Source organism: Microbacterium sp. A8/3-1 (assembly GCF_040267695.1).
GTDB lineage: Bacteria > Actinomycetota > Actinomycetes > Actinomycetales > Microbacteriaceae > Microbacterium > Microbacterium luteolum.
On sequence record NZ_CP158357.1, the window covers coordinates 1,199,615 to 1,214,418 of the forward strand.

Annotated in this window: 14 protein-coding genes; 4 read left to right on the forward strand and 10 right to left on the reverse strand. The window is 70.5% G+C overall.

Features of this window, described 5'->3' with window-relative positions:
• Both ABS642_RS06070 and ABS642_RS06075 read right to left on the reverse strand, forming a co-directional pair.
• Positions 1-714, reverse strand: a complete 714-nt coding sequence (locus ABS642_RS06070) for a uracil-DNA glycosylase (protein ID WP_350352618.1) — start codon at positions 712-714, stop codon at positions 1-3.
• A gap of 2 nt (positions 715-716) precedes the next feature.
• Positions 717-1,499, reverse strand: a complete 783-nt coding sequence (locus tag ABS642_RS06075) for an SDR family oxidoreductase (RefSeq protein ID WP_282213799.1) — start codon at positions 1,497-1,499, stop codon at positions 717-719.
• Between the two features lie 147 nt (positions 1,500-1,646).
• On the opposite strand from ABS642_RS06075, the gene ABS642_RS06080 reads away from it, so the two are divergent.
• The 3 genes from ABS642_RS06080 (at position 1,647) to ABS642_RS06090 (ending at position 5,323) form a co-directional block, all read left to right on the forward strand.
• Positions 1,647-2,969, forward strand: coding sequence for a bifunctional o-acetylhomoserine/o-acetylserine sulfhydrylase (locus ABS642_RS06080; protein ID WP_282213800.1), 1,323 nt, complete (start codon positions 1,647-1,649; stop codon positions 2,967-2,969).
• Positions 2,970-3,168: 199 nt separating this feature from the next.
• Positions 3,169-4,077, forward strand: a complete 909-nt coding sequence (locus ABS642_RS06085; protein ID WP_350352619.1) for an endonuclease/exonuclease/phosphatase family protein — start codon at positions 3,169-3,171, stop codon at positions 4,075-4,077.
• A gap of 40 nt (positions 4,078-4,117) precedes the next feature.
• Positions 4,118-5,323, forward strand: a complete 1,206-nt coding sequence (locus ABS642_RS06090; protein WP_350352620.1) for a homoserine O-acetyltransferase — start codon at positions 4,118-4,120, stop codon at positions 5,321-5,323.
• 8 nt (positions 5,324-5,331) lie between these two features.
• Here ABS642_RS06090 and ABS642_RS06095 read toward each other — a convergent pair whose 3' ends face one another.
• Genes ABS642_RS06095 through ABS642_RS06115 form a run of 5 tightly spaced genes read right to left on the reverse strand, consistent with a single transcriptional unit; the run spans position 5,332 to position 9,596 of the window.
• On the reverse strand, positions 5,332-5,943 hold the full coding sequence (locus ABS642_RS06095; RefSeq protein WP_350352621.1) for an NUDIX domain-containing protein: 612 nt from the start codon (positions 5,941-5,943) through the stop codon (positions 5,332-5,334).
• Positions 5,944-5,952: 9 nt separating this feature from the next.
• Positions 5,953-7,182: an MFS transporter gene (locus ABS642_RS06100; RefSeq protein WP_350352622.1), complete on the reverse strand. Its 1,230-nt coding sequence runs from the start codon at positions 7,180-7,182 to the stop codon at positions 5,953-5,955.
• Positions 7,183-7,191: 9 nt separating this feature from the next.
• Positions 7,192-7,524 carry a thiamine-binding protein gene (locus ABS642_RS06105; protein WP_350352623.1) on the reverse strand — a complete coding sequence of 111 codons (333 nt, stop codon included), beginning with the start codon at positions 7,522-7,524 and terminating at the stop codon, positions 7,192-7,194.
• A gap of 3 nt (positions 7,525-7,527) precedes the next feature.
• Complete coding sequence (locus tag ABS642_RS06110) at positions 7,528-8,766, reverse strand: hypothetical protein (protein WP_350352624.1); 1,239 nt, start codon at positions 8,764-8,766, stop codon at positions 7,528-7,530.
• Positions 8,763-9,596, reverse strand: coding sequence for an ADP/ATP-dependent (S)-NAD(P)H-hydrate dehydratase (locus ABS642_RS06115; RefSeq protein WP_350352625.1), 834 nt, complete (start codon positions 9,594-9,596; stop codon positions 8,763-8,765). Before ABS642_RS06115 ends, ABS642_RS06110 begins: the two co-directional genes overlap by 4 nt.
• Before the next feature lie 56 nt (positions 9,597-9,652).
• Here ABS642_RS06115 and ABS642_RS06120 point away from each other — a divergent pair, with 56 nt between their 5' ends.
• On the forward strand, positions 9,653-10,720 hold the full coding sequence (locus ABS642_RS06120; RefSeq protein WP_350352626.1) for an NADH:flavin oxidoreductase/NADH oxidase: 1,068 nt from the start codon (positions 9,653-9,655) through the stop codon (positions 10,718-10,720).
• A 71-nt stretch (positions 10,721-10,791) separates the two neighbouring features.
• Here the strand turns inward: ABS642_RS06120 and ABS642_RS06125 are convergent, their stop codons facing one another.
• The 3 genes from ABS642_RS06125 to ABS642_RS06135 form a co-directional block, all read right to left on the reverse strand.
• Positions 10,792-11,853 (reverse strand): hemolysin family protein, encoded by a 1,062-nt coding sequence (locus tag ABS642_RS06125; RefSeq protein WP_282213809.1) that lies wholly within the window; start codon positions 11,851-11,853, stop codon positions 10,792-10,794.
• A complete protein-coding gene (locus ABS642_RS06130) occupies positions 11,850-13,166 on the reverse strand; it encodes a hemolysin family protein (RefSeq protein ID WP_350352627.1) in 1,317 nt (438 codons plus the stop codon). Before ABS642_RS06130 ends, ABS642_RS06125 begins: the two co-directional genes overlap by 4 nt.
• A 111-nt stretch (positions 13,167-13,277) precedes the next feature.
• Positions 13,278-14,732, reverse strand: coding sequence for a GuaB1 family IMP dehydrogenase-related protein (locus ABS642_RS06135; RefSeq protein WP_282213811.1), 1,455 nt, complete (start codon positions 14,730-14,732; stop codon positions 13,278-13,280).
• Positions 14,733-14,804: the final 72 nt, after the last annotated feature.

A 14,804-nucleotide genomic window follows, 5' to 3' on the forward strand; every position in this document is an offset into this window, starting at 1 on the left:
TCAGCTTAGGGAGGAAGGCGCTTCGCCCTCCACTCTCCAGTCCACCGGATCGGCGCCGAGTTCCTCGAGGAGGGCGTTCGCCCGGGAGAAGGGCCGGGAGCCGAAGAAGCCGCGGCGGGCGGAGAGCGGCGAGGGATGCGCTGACGCGATGACCGGCGTCTCGCCGAGCAGAGGCTGCAGGTTCGCGGCGTCCTTCCCCCACAGGATCGCGACGAGCGGCTGGTCGCGGGCGACGAGGGTCCGGATCGCGAGCTCGGTGACGCCCTCCCAGCCCCAGCCGCGGTGCGACGCCGCCGCACCCGGCTGCACGGTGAGGACTCGGTTGAGCAGCAGCACGCCCTGGTCGCTCCACGCCGTCAGGTCGCCGTGCGGAGCGGGCGGGATGCCGAGATCGCTCTCACGCTCCTTGTAGATGTTGGCGAGGCTGCGCGGGAGCGGGCGCACCTCGCGGTCGACGGCGAAGGACAGACCGATCGGATGCCCGGGAGTCGGATACGGATCCTGGCCGGTGATCAGCACCCGCACGTCGGACAGCGGTCGCTGGAAGGCGCGCAGCACGTTCTCACCGGCAGGAAGATATCCGCGACCGGCGGCCTGCTCGGTGCGGAGCCGCTCCCCCAGGGCGGTGATCTCGTCCTGCGCCGGCGCGAGCGCTGCGGCCCATCCCGGATCGATCTGCCCGTCAGCGGCGAGCTCGGCGAGGGTACGGGCCATCGTCAGTCGATGGACCGCACCCGCAGCGGGCCGCGCGCCAGGAGATGCTGCGCCGACTGCGCGACCGGACGCATCGTGATGAGGTCGAGGTTGACGTGAGCCGGAGACTCCAGCGCGTAGGCGATCACATCGGCCACGTCGCCGGCGAGGAGCGGGGCCTCCACACCCGAGTACACGGCCTCCGCCGCCACGGTGTCGCCGCCGAGACGGTTCAGCGTGAACTCCTCGGTGTGCACCATGCCCGGCGCGACCTCGACGACGCGGATCGGCTCGCCGTTCAGCTCCTGACGCAGAACCCGCACCAGCATCGCCTCGGCGGCCTTGGCGGCGTTGTAACCCGCCCCGCCGGCGTAGGCCGTCTGCGCGGCCGTCGACGTGATGAAGACGGTGTCCGCGTGGCCATCCGCTGCGGCCGCGAGGCGCAGCAGCGGGAGCAGTCCCGACACCAGGCGCTGCGTCGCCAGCACGTTGGCGTCGAACATCCACTGCCAGTCGTCGATCGACGCGTCCTCGACGCGATCCGTTCCCCGCGCTCCACCGGCCACCTGCACGAGGGCGTGCACGGGCCCGGACTTCTCGAGCTCGGCCACCAGGGCGTCGACGGCCGCGGCGTCGGTGAGGTCGCAGGCGATGGCCGAGGCCCCGGTCTCCTCGGCGAGGGCCGTCAGCCGATCCTCGCGTCGTGCGACTCCGACGACATCCCATCCGCGGGTGCGGAGCTCGCGCACCGTCGCCGCACCGATCCCGGAGCTCGCACCTGTCACCACTGCACGTCTGATCACCATGCCTCCACCGTACGATGTTCCCGCGCGATTTCGCGGTCCGGCACTGTTACGTCACATTTCCCGGTCCTTGTTGACACGAGCCGATATTCCGTACTCTCGCTGCAACGGCATCCGCCATCCGACCTTCAATCGTTCCAGGGGGAACACATGACCGCACCCGAGTCCTGGCGCTTCGAGACCAAGCAGATCCACTCGGGTGCCGCGCCCGATCCGGTGACGAAGGCCCGCGCCACGCCGATCTACCAGACCACGTCGTATGTGTTCGACAGCGCGGACCACGCTGCCAACCTCTTCGCCCTCGCGGAGTTCGGCAACATCTACACGCGCATCCAGAACCCCACGCAGGACGTGCTCGAGCAGCGCCTCGCCGCGCTCGAGGGCGGCACCGGTGCCCTCGTCCTCGCCAGCGGCCAGGCCGCATCCACGTTCGCCGTCCTGAACATCGCCGAGGCCGGCGATCACTTCGTCGCCTCGAGCTCGATCTACGGCGGCACGTACAACCTCTTCAAGTACACCCTCGCCAAGCTCGGCATCGAGGTCACCTTCGTCGAGAACCAGGACGACCCGGAGGAATGGCGCCGCGCGGTCCGTCCGAACACGAAGCTGTTCTTCGCGGAGACGATCGGCAACCCGCAGATCAACATCCTCGACATCCGCACCGTGGCCGACGTCGCGCACGAGAACGGCGTCCCGCTGATCGTCGACAACACGATCGCCACGCCGTACCTGATCCGCCCGTTCGAGTTCGGCGCCGACATCGTCGTTCACTCCGTCACGAAGTTCCTCGGCGGCCACGGCACGACCATCGGCGGCGTCATCATCGACGGCGGAAAGTTCGAGTGGTCGAAGAACGTCGACAAGTTCCCCGGCCTCACGGTTCCGGACCCCTCGTACCACGGCGCCAGCTACACCGCCGCGGTCGGCGACCCGCTCGCCTACATCATCAAGGCCCGCGTGCAGCTGCTGCGCGACCTCGGTTCGGCCATCGCGCCGCAGAGCGCCTGGAACCTCATCCAGGGTGTCGAGACGCTGTCGCTGCGCATCGAGCGCCACGTGCAGAACGCGCAGGAGATCGCCGAGTGGCTCGACAGCCGCGACGACGTCGCGACGGTCAACTACTCGGGCCTCCCCTCCTCGCCCTGGTACGCCAAGGCGAACGAGTACGCCCCCAAGGGCGTCGGCGCAGTGCTGTCGTTCGAGCTCAAGGGCGGCGTCGAGGCCGGTCGCGAGTTCGTCAACAGCCTGTCGCTGTTCAGCCACCTCGCCAACATCGGCGACGTGCGCTCGCTCGTCATCCACCCGGCATCGACCACCCACGCGCAGCTCACGCCCGAGCAGCAGCTCACGGCCGGCGTCACGCCGGGCCTGGTCCGTCTCTCGGTGGGCATCGAGAACGTCGACGACCTGAAGGCCGACCTCGAAGAGGCTCTCGCTGCGGCACGCCGCGTATCGGAGGCCGCTCGCGCCTGATCTCCGGATCGGAAGGAAGTGCCCCGGGTCGACGACCCGGGGCACTTCTGCGTCCGCGTGCCTCCACACGGCGATCGCACAGCACGATCGCCCAGAATGGGAGGTCCTGCCCGAGGAGCCCGCGATCGCCATCACATCCCCCCGCCCGACCGTCCCGAGACTGCCGTCTCGGCGGTCCCGTGCGCGCTCCGGGCGGCTCGTGGCGCTATCCGGGCTGATCCTGCTGTTCGCCGTGATCTGCGCCTGGGTCCCCGGGGTGATCGGCACGGCCGCAGCTGCAGCCCTGCCGTGGACCGGGCTCGCTCTCGCGATCGTGGCCGTGCTCGCACTCTTCCTGGCACGACGCGTGCTGATCGTCCTGCTGGTCCCCGCTCTCGCCTGGACCCTCGCGATCTTCCCTTCGCTCCCGGGACCGGGCTCGAACCCGGCGACGGATGCCGCACCCGTGACGGTCGTCAGCCAGAACGTGCGCGCGCACTCCGGCGGAGCCGCCGCATCGGCTGACGATCTCGCGAGCCTCGGCGCCGACGTGATCGCCCTCACAGAACTGGACGCCGACAGCCTCACCGCGGCCAGTGCCGCGCTGGCCGAGGAGTACCCGCACTCCTACGCGATCGGGACCGTGGGGGTCTGGAGCCGTTTCCCGATCGACGACGCCGTCCCCCTGACGCTCGGCCTGGACTGGAAGCGCGCCCTGCGCGTCTCGGTGCAGACCCCGGACGCCGATGTCGCCGTCTACGTCCTGCATGCGGCCTCGGTGCGCCCAGGGCAGCAGCACGACCGCGACATGATGCTGTCCGGCATCGCCCAGGCCGTCGCCGACGACGAGGCGGACTCGATCATCGTCGTCGGCGATTTCAACGCCGCATCGGCGGACCCGGCCCTGGGCGCGGTCCGCTCCGAGCTCGACTGGGTCCGACCGACCGACGGCACCCTCGGCATGACGTGGCCGGCCTCCCTGCCCCTCGCCCGCATCGACCACGTCTTCGTGCGGGGACTCGACGTGAACAGTTCCACGACGCGACGCGCCGGGAACAGCGATCATCTCGCGACCGTGACGAGCGTCAGCATCCGGATCCCGAGCGCGGAATCCGTCCCGGAACCGTAACGTTCACCGGGCGGGTCCTCGGCCAGGCGAGAATGGAACCATGGACTGGCAGACGACCTCCGAGGACACGGTGCCCTCAGCGCCCGTGACGGAGGCCGACGTACGGCTGCTCCGCGCCCGCCCCCCGGCGACCGGCGCCTGGCGCGACGGGGATCCTGTCGGCGGTCGACGCTTCGGGAGCTTCGGGGCCTTCACGACCGAGAGCGGTGCGGTCCTCCCCGGCATCCGGCTGGCCTACGAGAGCTGGGGCGAGCTCAACGAGGCCCGCGACAACGCGGTGCTCGTGCTGCACGCGCTGACCGGCGACAGCCACGTGCGCGGGGCGGCCGGCGCGGGCCACGCGACCGCCGGGTGGTGGGAGGACATCACCGGTCCCGGTGCACCGCTCGACACCGACCGCTGGTTCGTGATCGCCCCGAACATGCTCGGCGGCTGCCAGGGCTCGACGGGGCCCGCGAGCGTCGCCCCCACCGGGTACGAGTGGGCGTCGCGCTTCCCCTATCTCACGATCCGCGATCAGGTCGCTGCCCAGGTGCGTCTCGCCGATGCTCTCGGCATCGACCGGTGGGCCGCCGTCGTCGGCGGATCCATGGGGGGCATGCACGCTCTCGAGTGGGCCGTCACGCACCCGGAGCGCGTCGCGCGTCTCGCCGTGCTCTCGTCTCCCCCGATCACCACAGCGGACCAGATCGCGCTGAACACGGTGCAGCTCGAGGCGATCCGGATGGACCCGCGCTTCCAGGGCGGGGAGTACTACGACCTCGGCGACGGCGACGGCCCGCACCGCGGTCTCGCCCTCGCGCGGCGGATGGCTCTGCTGAACTATCGCAGCCCGATCGAGCTCAACCAGCGGTTCCAGCGCTCCTGGCAGTCCGGTGTCTCCCCCCTGGGGCACGGCGGTCGCTTCGCGGTGGAGTCGTACCTCGACTTCCACGGCAACAAGTTCACGCGCCGCTTCGACGCGAACAGCTACATCACCCTGGTCGAGGCGATGAACTCCCACGACGTCGGCCGGGATCGCGGCGGTGTGGAGGAAGCTCTGCGCGCCGTCACCGCCACGACCCTCGTCATCGGCATCGACAGCGACCGGCTCTTCCCCGTCGACGGGCAGCAGCGGATCGCGCGGAGCATCCCGAACGTCGTCGGCGGCGATGCGGTCGTGCTCACCAGCGACTTCGGGCACGACGGCTTCCTCATCGAGACGGAAGCCGTCGGCACGCACCTGCGGCGACTGCTCGCCGACTGAGCCTGCGCTCAGGACGGCGCGAACCGCCAGGGCAGGGTTCCGGCCGCCAGCTGCCCCTGCTCCCACGCGAAGACGCGACCCGCGTCGGTGTCGAGCACGCGCGTCTGGAAGAGCTGCGGGACGCCTGCGGATGACAGCGCCGACTCCGCGTCGACGAACCCGGTGAGCTGGTGCAGCGTGATCCATGTCGGGGGGAAGAGCACCCATTCGCCGGCGCCGTGCTGTGCCAGGGCCTCAGCAGGGCTAACCCAGGCGATCTCCGCCACCTCGTCCGCCGACGGCACGGGTTCGTCGTCAGGGGCGCTCGCGAGGAAGAACCAGGTGCGGATACGCGTCGGCGCTTCGACGGGCGGCCGCCACTGCGAGAGCGGCACCAGGTCGTCGATCGCGAGCCCGACCTCTTCGCGGGTCTCCCGGATGCCGGCCCGCCGCGCATCGTCGCTCTCCGCTTCCCCGGCCCGCCGGTCGGCCGGCTCGACCTTGCCGCCAGGGAAGACCCACGCACCGGCGAAGGATCCGCGGTCAGGGCGCCGGACCAGCAGAACCTGGAAGCCCTGATCGGCGGCACGCAACAGAACGACGGTGCCCGCGACGGGCAGGGCTTCGTCGGGAGTGCTCATCCCGCCACTCTAGGACGCGATGAGCTCTCTGACGGTGGCGCGCCGGGCTTCGAGGCGGTAGGACAGCAGGGCGATCACGAGCCCGGCGACGGCGAGCACCGCGCCGGTCAGGGCAGGGGCCGTGAACCCCCAACCGACGGCGATGACGACACCGCCGAGGAAGGCCCCGAGACTGTTGCCGATGTTCAGAGCGGAGTGGTTCATCGCCGCGGCGATCGACTGGTTGTCGCCCGCAACATCCATGAGCCGCGTCTGGATGGTCGGGCTGAGGACCGAGGAGACGAATCCGACGATCAGCACCATGAGGGCGAGCGTCACGATCCAGAAGGACAGGACGGCGAGGAGGACGAACATGGCCGCCATCGCCGCGAGTCCGACCAGCAGCGTGCGGCGCAGGTCGATGTCGGCGAGGTGGCCGCCGACGAGGTTGCCCACAGTCATTCCGATGCCCATCAGGACGAGGATGATCGGCACCGCCCACTCCGGCGATCCGGCGACCTCCGTGACGACCGGTGCGATGTAGCTGTAGACCGCGAAGAACCCGCCGAAGCCGATCGCCCCGACGCCGAGCGTGAACCACACCTGCGGGATGCGGAAGACCCCGAGCTCCTGGCGCATGGTGCGTCCCGGCGAACCGGGATGCGCGGGCACGAACAGGGCGATGGCGAGCGTGGCCAGGGCGAAGACGAGTGCCACGACGGCGAAAGCGGCGCGCCACCCCCACTGCTGCCCGAGGAACGTGCCCAGCGGCACCCCGACGACGTTGGCGACCGTCAGGCCGGTGAGGATGAACGCGACGCCCTTGGCCCGGTTGCCCGGACCCATCACGTCGGCCGCGACGAGCGCTCCGATGCCGAAGTAGGCACCGTGCGGGAGCCCCGCCAGGAAGCGCGAGACGCCGACGAGCTCGAAGGACGGGAGCACCACGGTGAGGGCGTTGAACACGGTCAGGGCCAGCGCCAGGACGATCATCACGCGATGACGCGGGTACCGCGCCACGAAGCCCGCGATCGTCGGGGCGCCGATGACGACGCCGAGCGCGTACAGCGAGATGAGCCAGCCGGCCTGGCTCAGGGCATCTTCCCGGCTCGAGGACCAGAGGGTGGGCAGCAGGTCGCCGGCGATGTCGGGCAGCAGGCCCATGACCACGAACTCGGTCATGCCGATGCCGAAACTGCCGATGGCGAGAGAGAGGAGCGCCCTCTTCGCCGCACCCCTCGATTCAGTCGAGGGATTCACCGGTTCAGCTTAGCGGTCCCCGGACTCCTCGATCGCGGCTTCGAGCCGCTCGATCTTGGCGTCGAGCTCGCCGGAGTACCCGGGGCGGATATCGGCCTTGAGCACGAGCGAGACCCGCGAGCCGAACGGCATGACCGCCTCCGTGGCCCGCTTGACGACATCCATCACGGTGTCCCAGTCCGGCCCCTCGATCTCGGTGAACATGCTCGTCGTCCGGTGCGGCAGGCCGGATTCGCGGACGACGCGCACCGCCGCGGCGACGGCGTCGTGCACGGAGTCGTCGGTGCGCTCGGCACCGCCGGCGGGGGTGCCGCTCGGGGCGACGGAGAAGGCGATCAGCATTGTTCACTCCCTGGTTTTCGAAGGATGGTGGGCGGGCACACGGACGAGAGCCCGGATGCCGACGGCGAGAAGCACGAGAAGGAGGACGTTGCGCAGCGTGAGCACCAGGACCGGCAGCAGTTCGGCCCGGAGCAGCGCGTCGTAGCTCAGCGGGTAGACCAGGCAGGTCAGGGCGCACAGGGTCAGCACGAGCAGCGCGGGAACGCGCGCCCTGATGCCGTCGAACACGATCCACAGGACCACAGGGGCGATCAGCCACGTCTGGAACTGCGGCGAGCCGACCTTGTTGGTCACGATGAGCACCGCGACCAGGCTCAGGGCGAGCGGCGGGAAGAGCCGGGGGAAGGAGGCTCCGCGCACGGCCTTCACGGCGCCGATCGCGGTCACGGCGACGGCGGCCAGCGCCATGAGCGGCGTGAGCACCGCGGTGACGGCGTCCGCCGCGGGCGCGACGATCTGGAATGTCAGGATCTCGAAGCTGTACTCGATGCGTGCGGCACCGGACACGGCGAGCCAGAGGAACGGCGTCGCCGCCACGGCTTCGATCTGCAGCCCACGGCCGGTCTGCTCGGTCAGGAAGCCGAACAGCTCGGTGTCCGCTCCGAGGAGCAGCAGCACCACGATGACCCCGGCGGTGACGGCCGCGGCGGCGAGCAGCATCCGGAACCGCGCCCGGACGGCCACAAGCGCCGCCAGCAGCAGGGCGCCCGGCCAGATCTTGATCCAGGCGCCGGCGGTCAGCAGAGCGGCGGCCACCACGGGTCGCGACGCGAGCCAGAGGCCGCCGACCACCGCGAGAGGGAGTGTGACCGCGTCGATCCGGTACATCGCGATGGGACCGAGCAGGAGGATCGCCCCGCACCAGAACCAAGCGGCGACGCGCCGCGGCCGCGACGGCGCTCGTCCGATCAGCACGCCGAAAGCGACGGCGTCCAGCGCGGTGACCAGGACCGCCCAGGCGACCAGGTAGGCGCCGGAGACTCCGAGGAGCGGCACGAGCGGCACGGCCAGCGCCTTGGCCAGCAGCATCGGCACGAGGGCGAGCTGCGGGTAGACCCAGGTCTCGGTCACCCCGACGATCGCTCCGCCGCCGAGCGCCGATGATGCCCACGGCTCGTAGACGAGGACCACGTCGCCCATGGGCTGACTCGGGTACACCCAGCCCGCCGCGGCTGTGACGAGGTGCACGACGACGAAGGCGCACCAGAGCACGACCACGCGCGTCGTCCGGATGCGGCTCACGCCAGGACGTCCGCGATCGCGGACGGCAGGGCCTCGGCGACGTCCATCGCGACGATCGGGTGTCCGGGGGCGCCCTCCAGCACACCGGCGGCGATGCGCGCGGCGTGGCCATGCAGCCAGGCCCCCGCCGCGGCGACCTCCGCCAGGGATGCCCCGGGATTCGCGGCCGTCACCGCGCCGAGCACGCCCGCGAGCACGTCACCGGTGCCGGCTGTCGCCAGCCATCCTGTCCCGGCCTCCACAGCGATGACCGCTCCGGACGGGTCGGCGATCAGGGTCCGAGCACCCTTGAGCAGCACCGTTCCCCCGATCTTCACGGCGACCTGCGACGCCGCCTCAGCGCGATCTTCTTCGGACGACGGCACGCGCAGACGCTCCCGCAGCCTCGAGAACTCGCGGGCGTGCGGCGTCACGAGGAAGGGGGCACGCGTCCCGGGGGCGAGGTCGAGCGCGCCGGCATCGATGATCACGGTGGCCGATCCGGACAGGATCTCCCGCAGCGTCACGGTCTCCGCGTCGCTGCGCTCCCCCGGATCCGTGCCCGAGCCGATGACCCAGACGTCCGGGCGCGTCCCACCCGCGTCGGGACCGGCGACGGTCTCCGGACGACGCGCGAGGACGGCATCCGCCACCCGGGTCGCCCCGACGTACCGCACGAACCCGGCGCCCGCCCGCCACGCGGCCTCGACGCCGAGCACGGCGGCACCGGGGTAGGCGGGCGACCCGGTGCGCAGCGCCACGACGCCGCGGGCGTACTTGTCGTCGTCCGGCGTCGGGACGCGGAAGAACCGCGCGGTATCGCTGCGTGTCCACTCGCGCACCTCGACCATGACTCCACGTTAGCGGGACGACCCGTGCCATGCCCGCGCGGGGGTAACGTCGAACGGTGAGCCTCCTCTTCTCCCCGCTGACCATCCGATCCGTCACGTTCCGCAATCGCCTCTGGGTGTCGCCGATGTGCATGTACAGCGCCGTCGACGGCGTCGTCCAGGAATGGCACCACACGCATCTCGCCCAGTTCGCATCGGGCGGCGCGGGACTCATCGTCGCGGAGGCAACCGCCGTGGTCCCCGAGGGGCGCATCTCGCCGCGCGACGTCGGACTGTGGAACGACGAGCAGCGCGACGCCTGGGCCCCCATCGTGCAGGCGATCCACGATCGCGGTGCGGTCGCCGGTATCCAGCTCGCGCATGCGGGCCGCAAGGCATCGACCTGGTGGCCCTGGGCAGCGGAACGCGGCTCGGTCCCGACCGACGGGGGCGGATGGACGACGACCGCGCCGTCCGCCGTCGCGTTCGACGGATTCGCCGAGCCGATCGCGCTGGATGCTGCAGGAATCGGTCGCATCGTCGACGCCTTCGCCACGGCAGCGCGTCGTGCCGTCGACGCCGGCTTCGACGTTCTCGAGCTGCACGGGGCGCACGGCTACCTGCTGCACCAGTTCCTGTCCCCGCTGTCGAACCGTCGCGACGACGAGTTCGGCGGATCGCTGGAGAACCGTGCGCGGCTTCTGCTGCGCGTCGTGGATGCCGTGCGTGCGGAGGCCGGCGATGACGTGCCGCTGTTCGTGCGCATCTCCGCGACCGATCACGCCGACGGCGGCTTCACCGCCGAAGAGGCGGCGTTGGTCGGCGAATGGGCCGCGCAGCACGGCGCGGACTTCATCGACGTCTCCAGCGGCGGACTCGTCGCCCACCAGCGGATCGAGGTCTTCCCCGGCTACCAGGTCCCGCTCGCCGAGACCGTCCGGCAGGGCGGCCGCATCCCCGTCTCGGCCGTCGGGCTCATCACCGCCGCGGCGCAGGCCGAGCAGGTCCTCGCCGACGGTGCGGCCGACGCGATCTTCGCCGGACGCGAATGGCTGCGCGACCCGCACTTCGCACTCCGTGCGGCGCACGAGCTGGGCGCCGACGTCGCCTGGCCGCCGCAGTACGACCGCGCACGCTGGCGCTGACCAGGGTCAGCACGAGAAGAAGGCCGCCGCCCCGACAAGGGACGGCGGCCTTCGTCATGAGGCGCGCGCGATCAGCGACCCCGGATGCGACGTGTGGCGTCCTGCACCTCGCCGACGAGCTCCTCGAGGATGTCCTCGAGGAACAGCACGGCGGTCGTGCGCCCCTCCGCGTCGCGCACCTTGGCCAGATGGCGACCGGCACGGCGCATGAGCGCGAGGGCATCCTCCAGATCGGTGTCCTCCTGCACGGGCACCATGTGATGGATGCGCTTCGAGGGCAGCGGTTCCACCAGCTTCTCGGCGGCATCAGGCCCGTCCGAGGCCCGCAGGATGTCCTTCAGGTGGACATAGCCGACCGGGGCGCCATCTGCATCGACGATCACGTAGCGCGAGAACCCGTACCGCGCGACCGCCTTCTCGATGTCATCGGGGGTCGTCGACTGCGGCAGCGTGATGAGGTCGCTGAGCGGAACGGCGACGTCGCGCGCCTTCTTATCCGTGAACTCCACGGCGGCGGCCACGGTTCCCGCGGTGTCGGTCAGCACGCCCTCCCGCCGCGACTGATCGACGATCGTCGCGACCTCCTCGAGCGTGAAGGTCGAGGCGGCCTCGTTCTTCGGCTCGACCCGGAACAGGCGCAGCACGCCGTTCGCCGCCGCGTTCAGGACCCAGATCACCGGCATGAAGATCTTCGACACCCAGACGAGCGGAGTGGCCAGGATCAGGACGGCACGGTCCGGCACGGAGAACGCGAGGTTCTTCGGCACCATCTCGCCGAACACGACGTGCAGGAACGAGACGATCAGCAGGGCGATCGTGAACGACACCACGTCCACGACGCCGTCCGACCAGCCGAGCGCGTGCATCGGCACGGCGAGCAGGTGGTGGATCGCGGGCTCGGAGACGTTCAGGATCAGCAGCGAGCAGATCGTGATGCCGAGCTGCGAGGTCGCGAGCATCAGCGTCGCGTGCTCCATGGCGTAGAGCGCGGTCTTCGCCGCCCGCGAGCCCTCCTCGGCGCGCGGCTCGATCTGCGAGCGTCGCGCGGAGATGACCGCGAACTCGGCGCCGACGAAGAAGGCGTTGGCGACGAGCAGCACGACGAGCCAGGCGAGTCCTCCCCAATCGTTCATCGGGTGGCCTCCTCTCCTGCGTCGTGCGGTCTCGGAACGTATCTCACGCGATCGACGCGCCTTCCATCCATCCGGACGACCTGGAGCTTGCCGCTGTCGACCGTCACCTCGTCGCCGACGGTCGGCACCCGCTCGAGCACGCTCATGACGTACCCGCCGACCGTGTCGTACACATCCCCTTCGGGAACCACGACTCCGGCGCGGCTGCGCAGCTCGTCAGGACGCAGCTCACCCGGGAACATGATGCCGTCGCGCCCCCGGACGATGCCGGCTCTGGTGCGGTCGTGCTCGTCGGAGACCTCGCCGACGAGCTCCTCGATGAGGTCCTCGAGGGTCACGAGACCCGCCGTTCCGCCGTACTCGTCGACGACGATGGCGAGCTGATAGCCACGAGCACGGAGCTCGGAGATGAGACCGTCGACGTGCACGGTCTCAGGGACGCGGAGCGCATCGGTCGCGAGAGCGCCGACGGGGACCTCGGCGCGCCGTTCGCGAGGCACCGAGATCGCCGCCTTCAGGTGCACGACGCCCGAGATGTCGTCGAGGTCGTCGTCGTAGACCGGGAAACGACTGTGTCCGGTGCGGCGCGCCAGCTGGATGACATCATCGGCGGAGTCGCCCGCGGCGAGCGCATGCATGCTCGGCCGGGCGGTCATGACATCGGCGGCGCTGAGGCGGGAGAAGGTGAGCGTGCGGTCGAGCAGGCTGGCCGTGTCGGCCTCGAGCAGCCCGGCGTTCGCCGAGCGACGGACGAGCGAGGAGAGCTCCTCCGCGCTGCGCGCGCCGGAGAGCTCCTCCTTCGGCTCGATGCCCATGCTGCGCAGCACGCCGTTCGCGCTGCCGTTGAGGACGACGACGGCCGGCTTGAAGATCGCCGTGAAGGCGACCTGGAAGGGGATGACGAGCTTGGCGGTCTGCCGCGGCAGCGCCAGGGCGAAGTTCTTCGGGACGAGCTCGCCGAGGATCATCGAGAGCACCGTGGCGACCAGCATCGCGACGATCGTGGCGATCGGGGCGACGGCCGCCTCGGGGATGCTCCACGCGACGAACGTCGGGCGGAGCAGGTTCGACAGCGCGGGCTCCATCGTGTAACCCGTGAGGAGCGTCGTCAGGGTGATGCCGAGCTGCGCGGACGAGAGATGCGTCGACGTGTGCCTGAGGGCGCTGATCGTGAGCGAGAGCCGCGATTCGCCTCGTGCCTGACGCGCCTCGAGATCGGCACGGTCGAGATTGACCAGCGCGAACTCGCTCGCGACGAAGAGGCCGGTGCCGACCGTGAGCAGGAGCCCCACGCCCAACATGATGTAGTCCATCAGAGGTTCCTCTCCGGTGAGAGAGGCGGACAGTGGGGCGATGTACTGCAACTGGGAGGGTCGTCCATTATGCCGACGATTCTACAGAACCCGGCAGGGAGTGCGACTCGGCTACCAGCTGACCGGGAGGGCCTTCCCCTCCTCGTAGCCCGCGGCCGACTGCAGACCCACGAGAGCCCGGTCGTGGAACTCCGGCACCGATGATGCGCCGGCATATGTGAACGACGAGCGCACGCCCGAGGTGATCATGTCGAGCAGATCCTCCAGTCCGGGGCGGAGCGGGTCCAGGTAGATCTTCGACGAGGAGATCCCCTCGGCGAAGAGTTCCTTCCGGGCACGCTCGTACGCGTCCAGACGGCCGAAGCGTGCCTGCACCGCCTTGGTCGAGGCCATCCCCCACGATTCCTTGAAGATGCGCCCTTCGGCATCGCGCTGCAGCTCGCCCGGCGCCTCGATCGTGCCGGCGAACCAGGAGCCCACCATGACGGATGCCGCGCCGGCGGCGAGAGCGAGCGCCACGTCGCGCGGGTAGCGCACCCCGCCGTCGGCCCAGACATGCGCGCCGAGTTCCCGTGCCGCCTGCGCCGTCTCGAGCACGGCGGAGAACTGCGGCCGGCCGACCGCCGTCATCATGCGCGTCGTGCACATCGCACCGGGACCGACTCCGACCTTGAGGATCGTGGCGCCCGCATCGACGAGATCGCGCACCCCGTCGGCGGTGACGATGTTGCCGGCCACGATCGGCAGTCCCAGGTCGAGGTCGGCGACCGCGCGCAGCGCGCGCAGCATCCCCTCCTGGTGCCCATGGGCCGTGTCGACCACCAGCACGTCGACGCCCGCACCGGCGAGCGCCTTCGCTTTGGCGGCCACGTCGCCGTTGATGCCGACGGCGGCCGCGACGACCAGGCGGCCGTCGGCGTCGAGGGCCGGACGGTAGAGCGTGGAGCGCAGGGCGGTACGTGCACTCAGCGTGCCGACCAGGTGGCCGTGGTGGATCACCGTCACCATCTCGACGGCCGCGTCGGTGATGACGTCGAACGCGTGCCGTTCCGAGCCGATGTCCTCCGCATCGATCGACGGGACGCCGCTGTGCACGAGGTCGCCCAGCTGTGCATCCGGGAGCGCCGTCGCCAGCCTCGTCGCCGGAAGGATGCCGAGCACGTCGCCCACCTCGATCGGAGAACCTCCGCGCGCCACGACGATTCCGTGCCCGGCGGTGGGAGGCAGGAGCCGGAGCGCGTCGGCGACGGACGCCTCCGGCGGGAGCACGATCGGCGTGTCCCAGAGCACCGGCTGCGCCTTCACGTCGCGGATCGCGGCATCCAGGTCCTGCAGCGGCAGATCCTGCGGGAGCACGCCGAGGCCGCCGCGCCGTGCGAGCACGGCCGCGAGACGCGGACCGGTGACCGAGTTCATGTTCGAGGCGACCAGGGGCAGCGTCGCCGGGGTGCCGTCCTGCGGCGCGAGGTCGACCTGGAGCCGGCTGGTCACCGCGGATCGGCGCGGAACCAGGAAGACGTCCGAATAGGTCAGATCGACGGTCGGCTGCGCACCTGAGAAGTTCATGACTCCACGGTACTCAGATCGCCGCGCGGTCGGCACACGGCTTCGACGATTGCCGGGGCGAAACACGTTAGG

Bases quoted from the DNA above. Each gene is read 5' to 3' on its own strand.
- ABS642_RS06125 (WP_282213809.1), bottom strand. From the start codon at position 11,853: ATGAACGATTGGGGAGGACTCGCCTGGCTCGTCGTGCTGCTCGTCGCC.
- ABS642_RS06130 (WP_350352627.1), bottom strand. From the start codon at position 13,166: ATGGACTACATCATGTTGGGCGTGGGGCTCCTGCTCACGGTCGGCACC.
- ABS642_RS06070 (WP_350352618.1), bottom strand. From the start codon at position 714: ATGGCCCGTACCCTCGCCGAGCTCGCCGCTGACGGGCAGATCGATCCG.
- ABS642_RS06090 (WP_350352620.1), top strand. From the start codon at position 4,118: ATGGACTGGCAGACGACCTCCGAGGACACGGTGCCCTCAGCGCCCGTG.
- ABS642_RS06115 (WP_350352625.1), bottom strand. From the start codon at position 9,596: ATGGTCGAGGTGCGCGAGTGGACACGCAGCGATACCGCGCGGTTCTTC.
- ABS642_RS06080 (WP_282213800.1), top strand. From the start codon at position 1,647: ATGACCGCACCCGAGTCCTGGCGCTTCGAGACCAAGCAGATCCACTCG.
- ABS642_RS06135 (WP_282213811.1), bottom strand. From the start codon at position 14,732: ATGAACTTCTCAGGTGCGCAGCCGACCGTCGATCTGACCTATTCGGAC.
- ABS642_RS06095 (WP_350352621.1), bottom strand. From the start codon at position 5,943: ATGAGCACTCCCGACGAAGCCCTGCCCGTCGCGGGCACCGTCGTTCTG.
- ABS642_RS06105 (WP_350352623.1), bottom strand. From the start codon at position 7,524: ATGCTGATCGCCTTCTCCGTCGCCCCGAGCGGCACCCCCGCCGGCGGT.
- ABS642_RS06075 (WP_282213799.1), bottom strand. From the start codon at position 1,499: ATGGTGATCAGACGTGCAGTGGTGACAGGTGCGAGCTCCGGGATCGGT.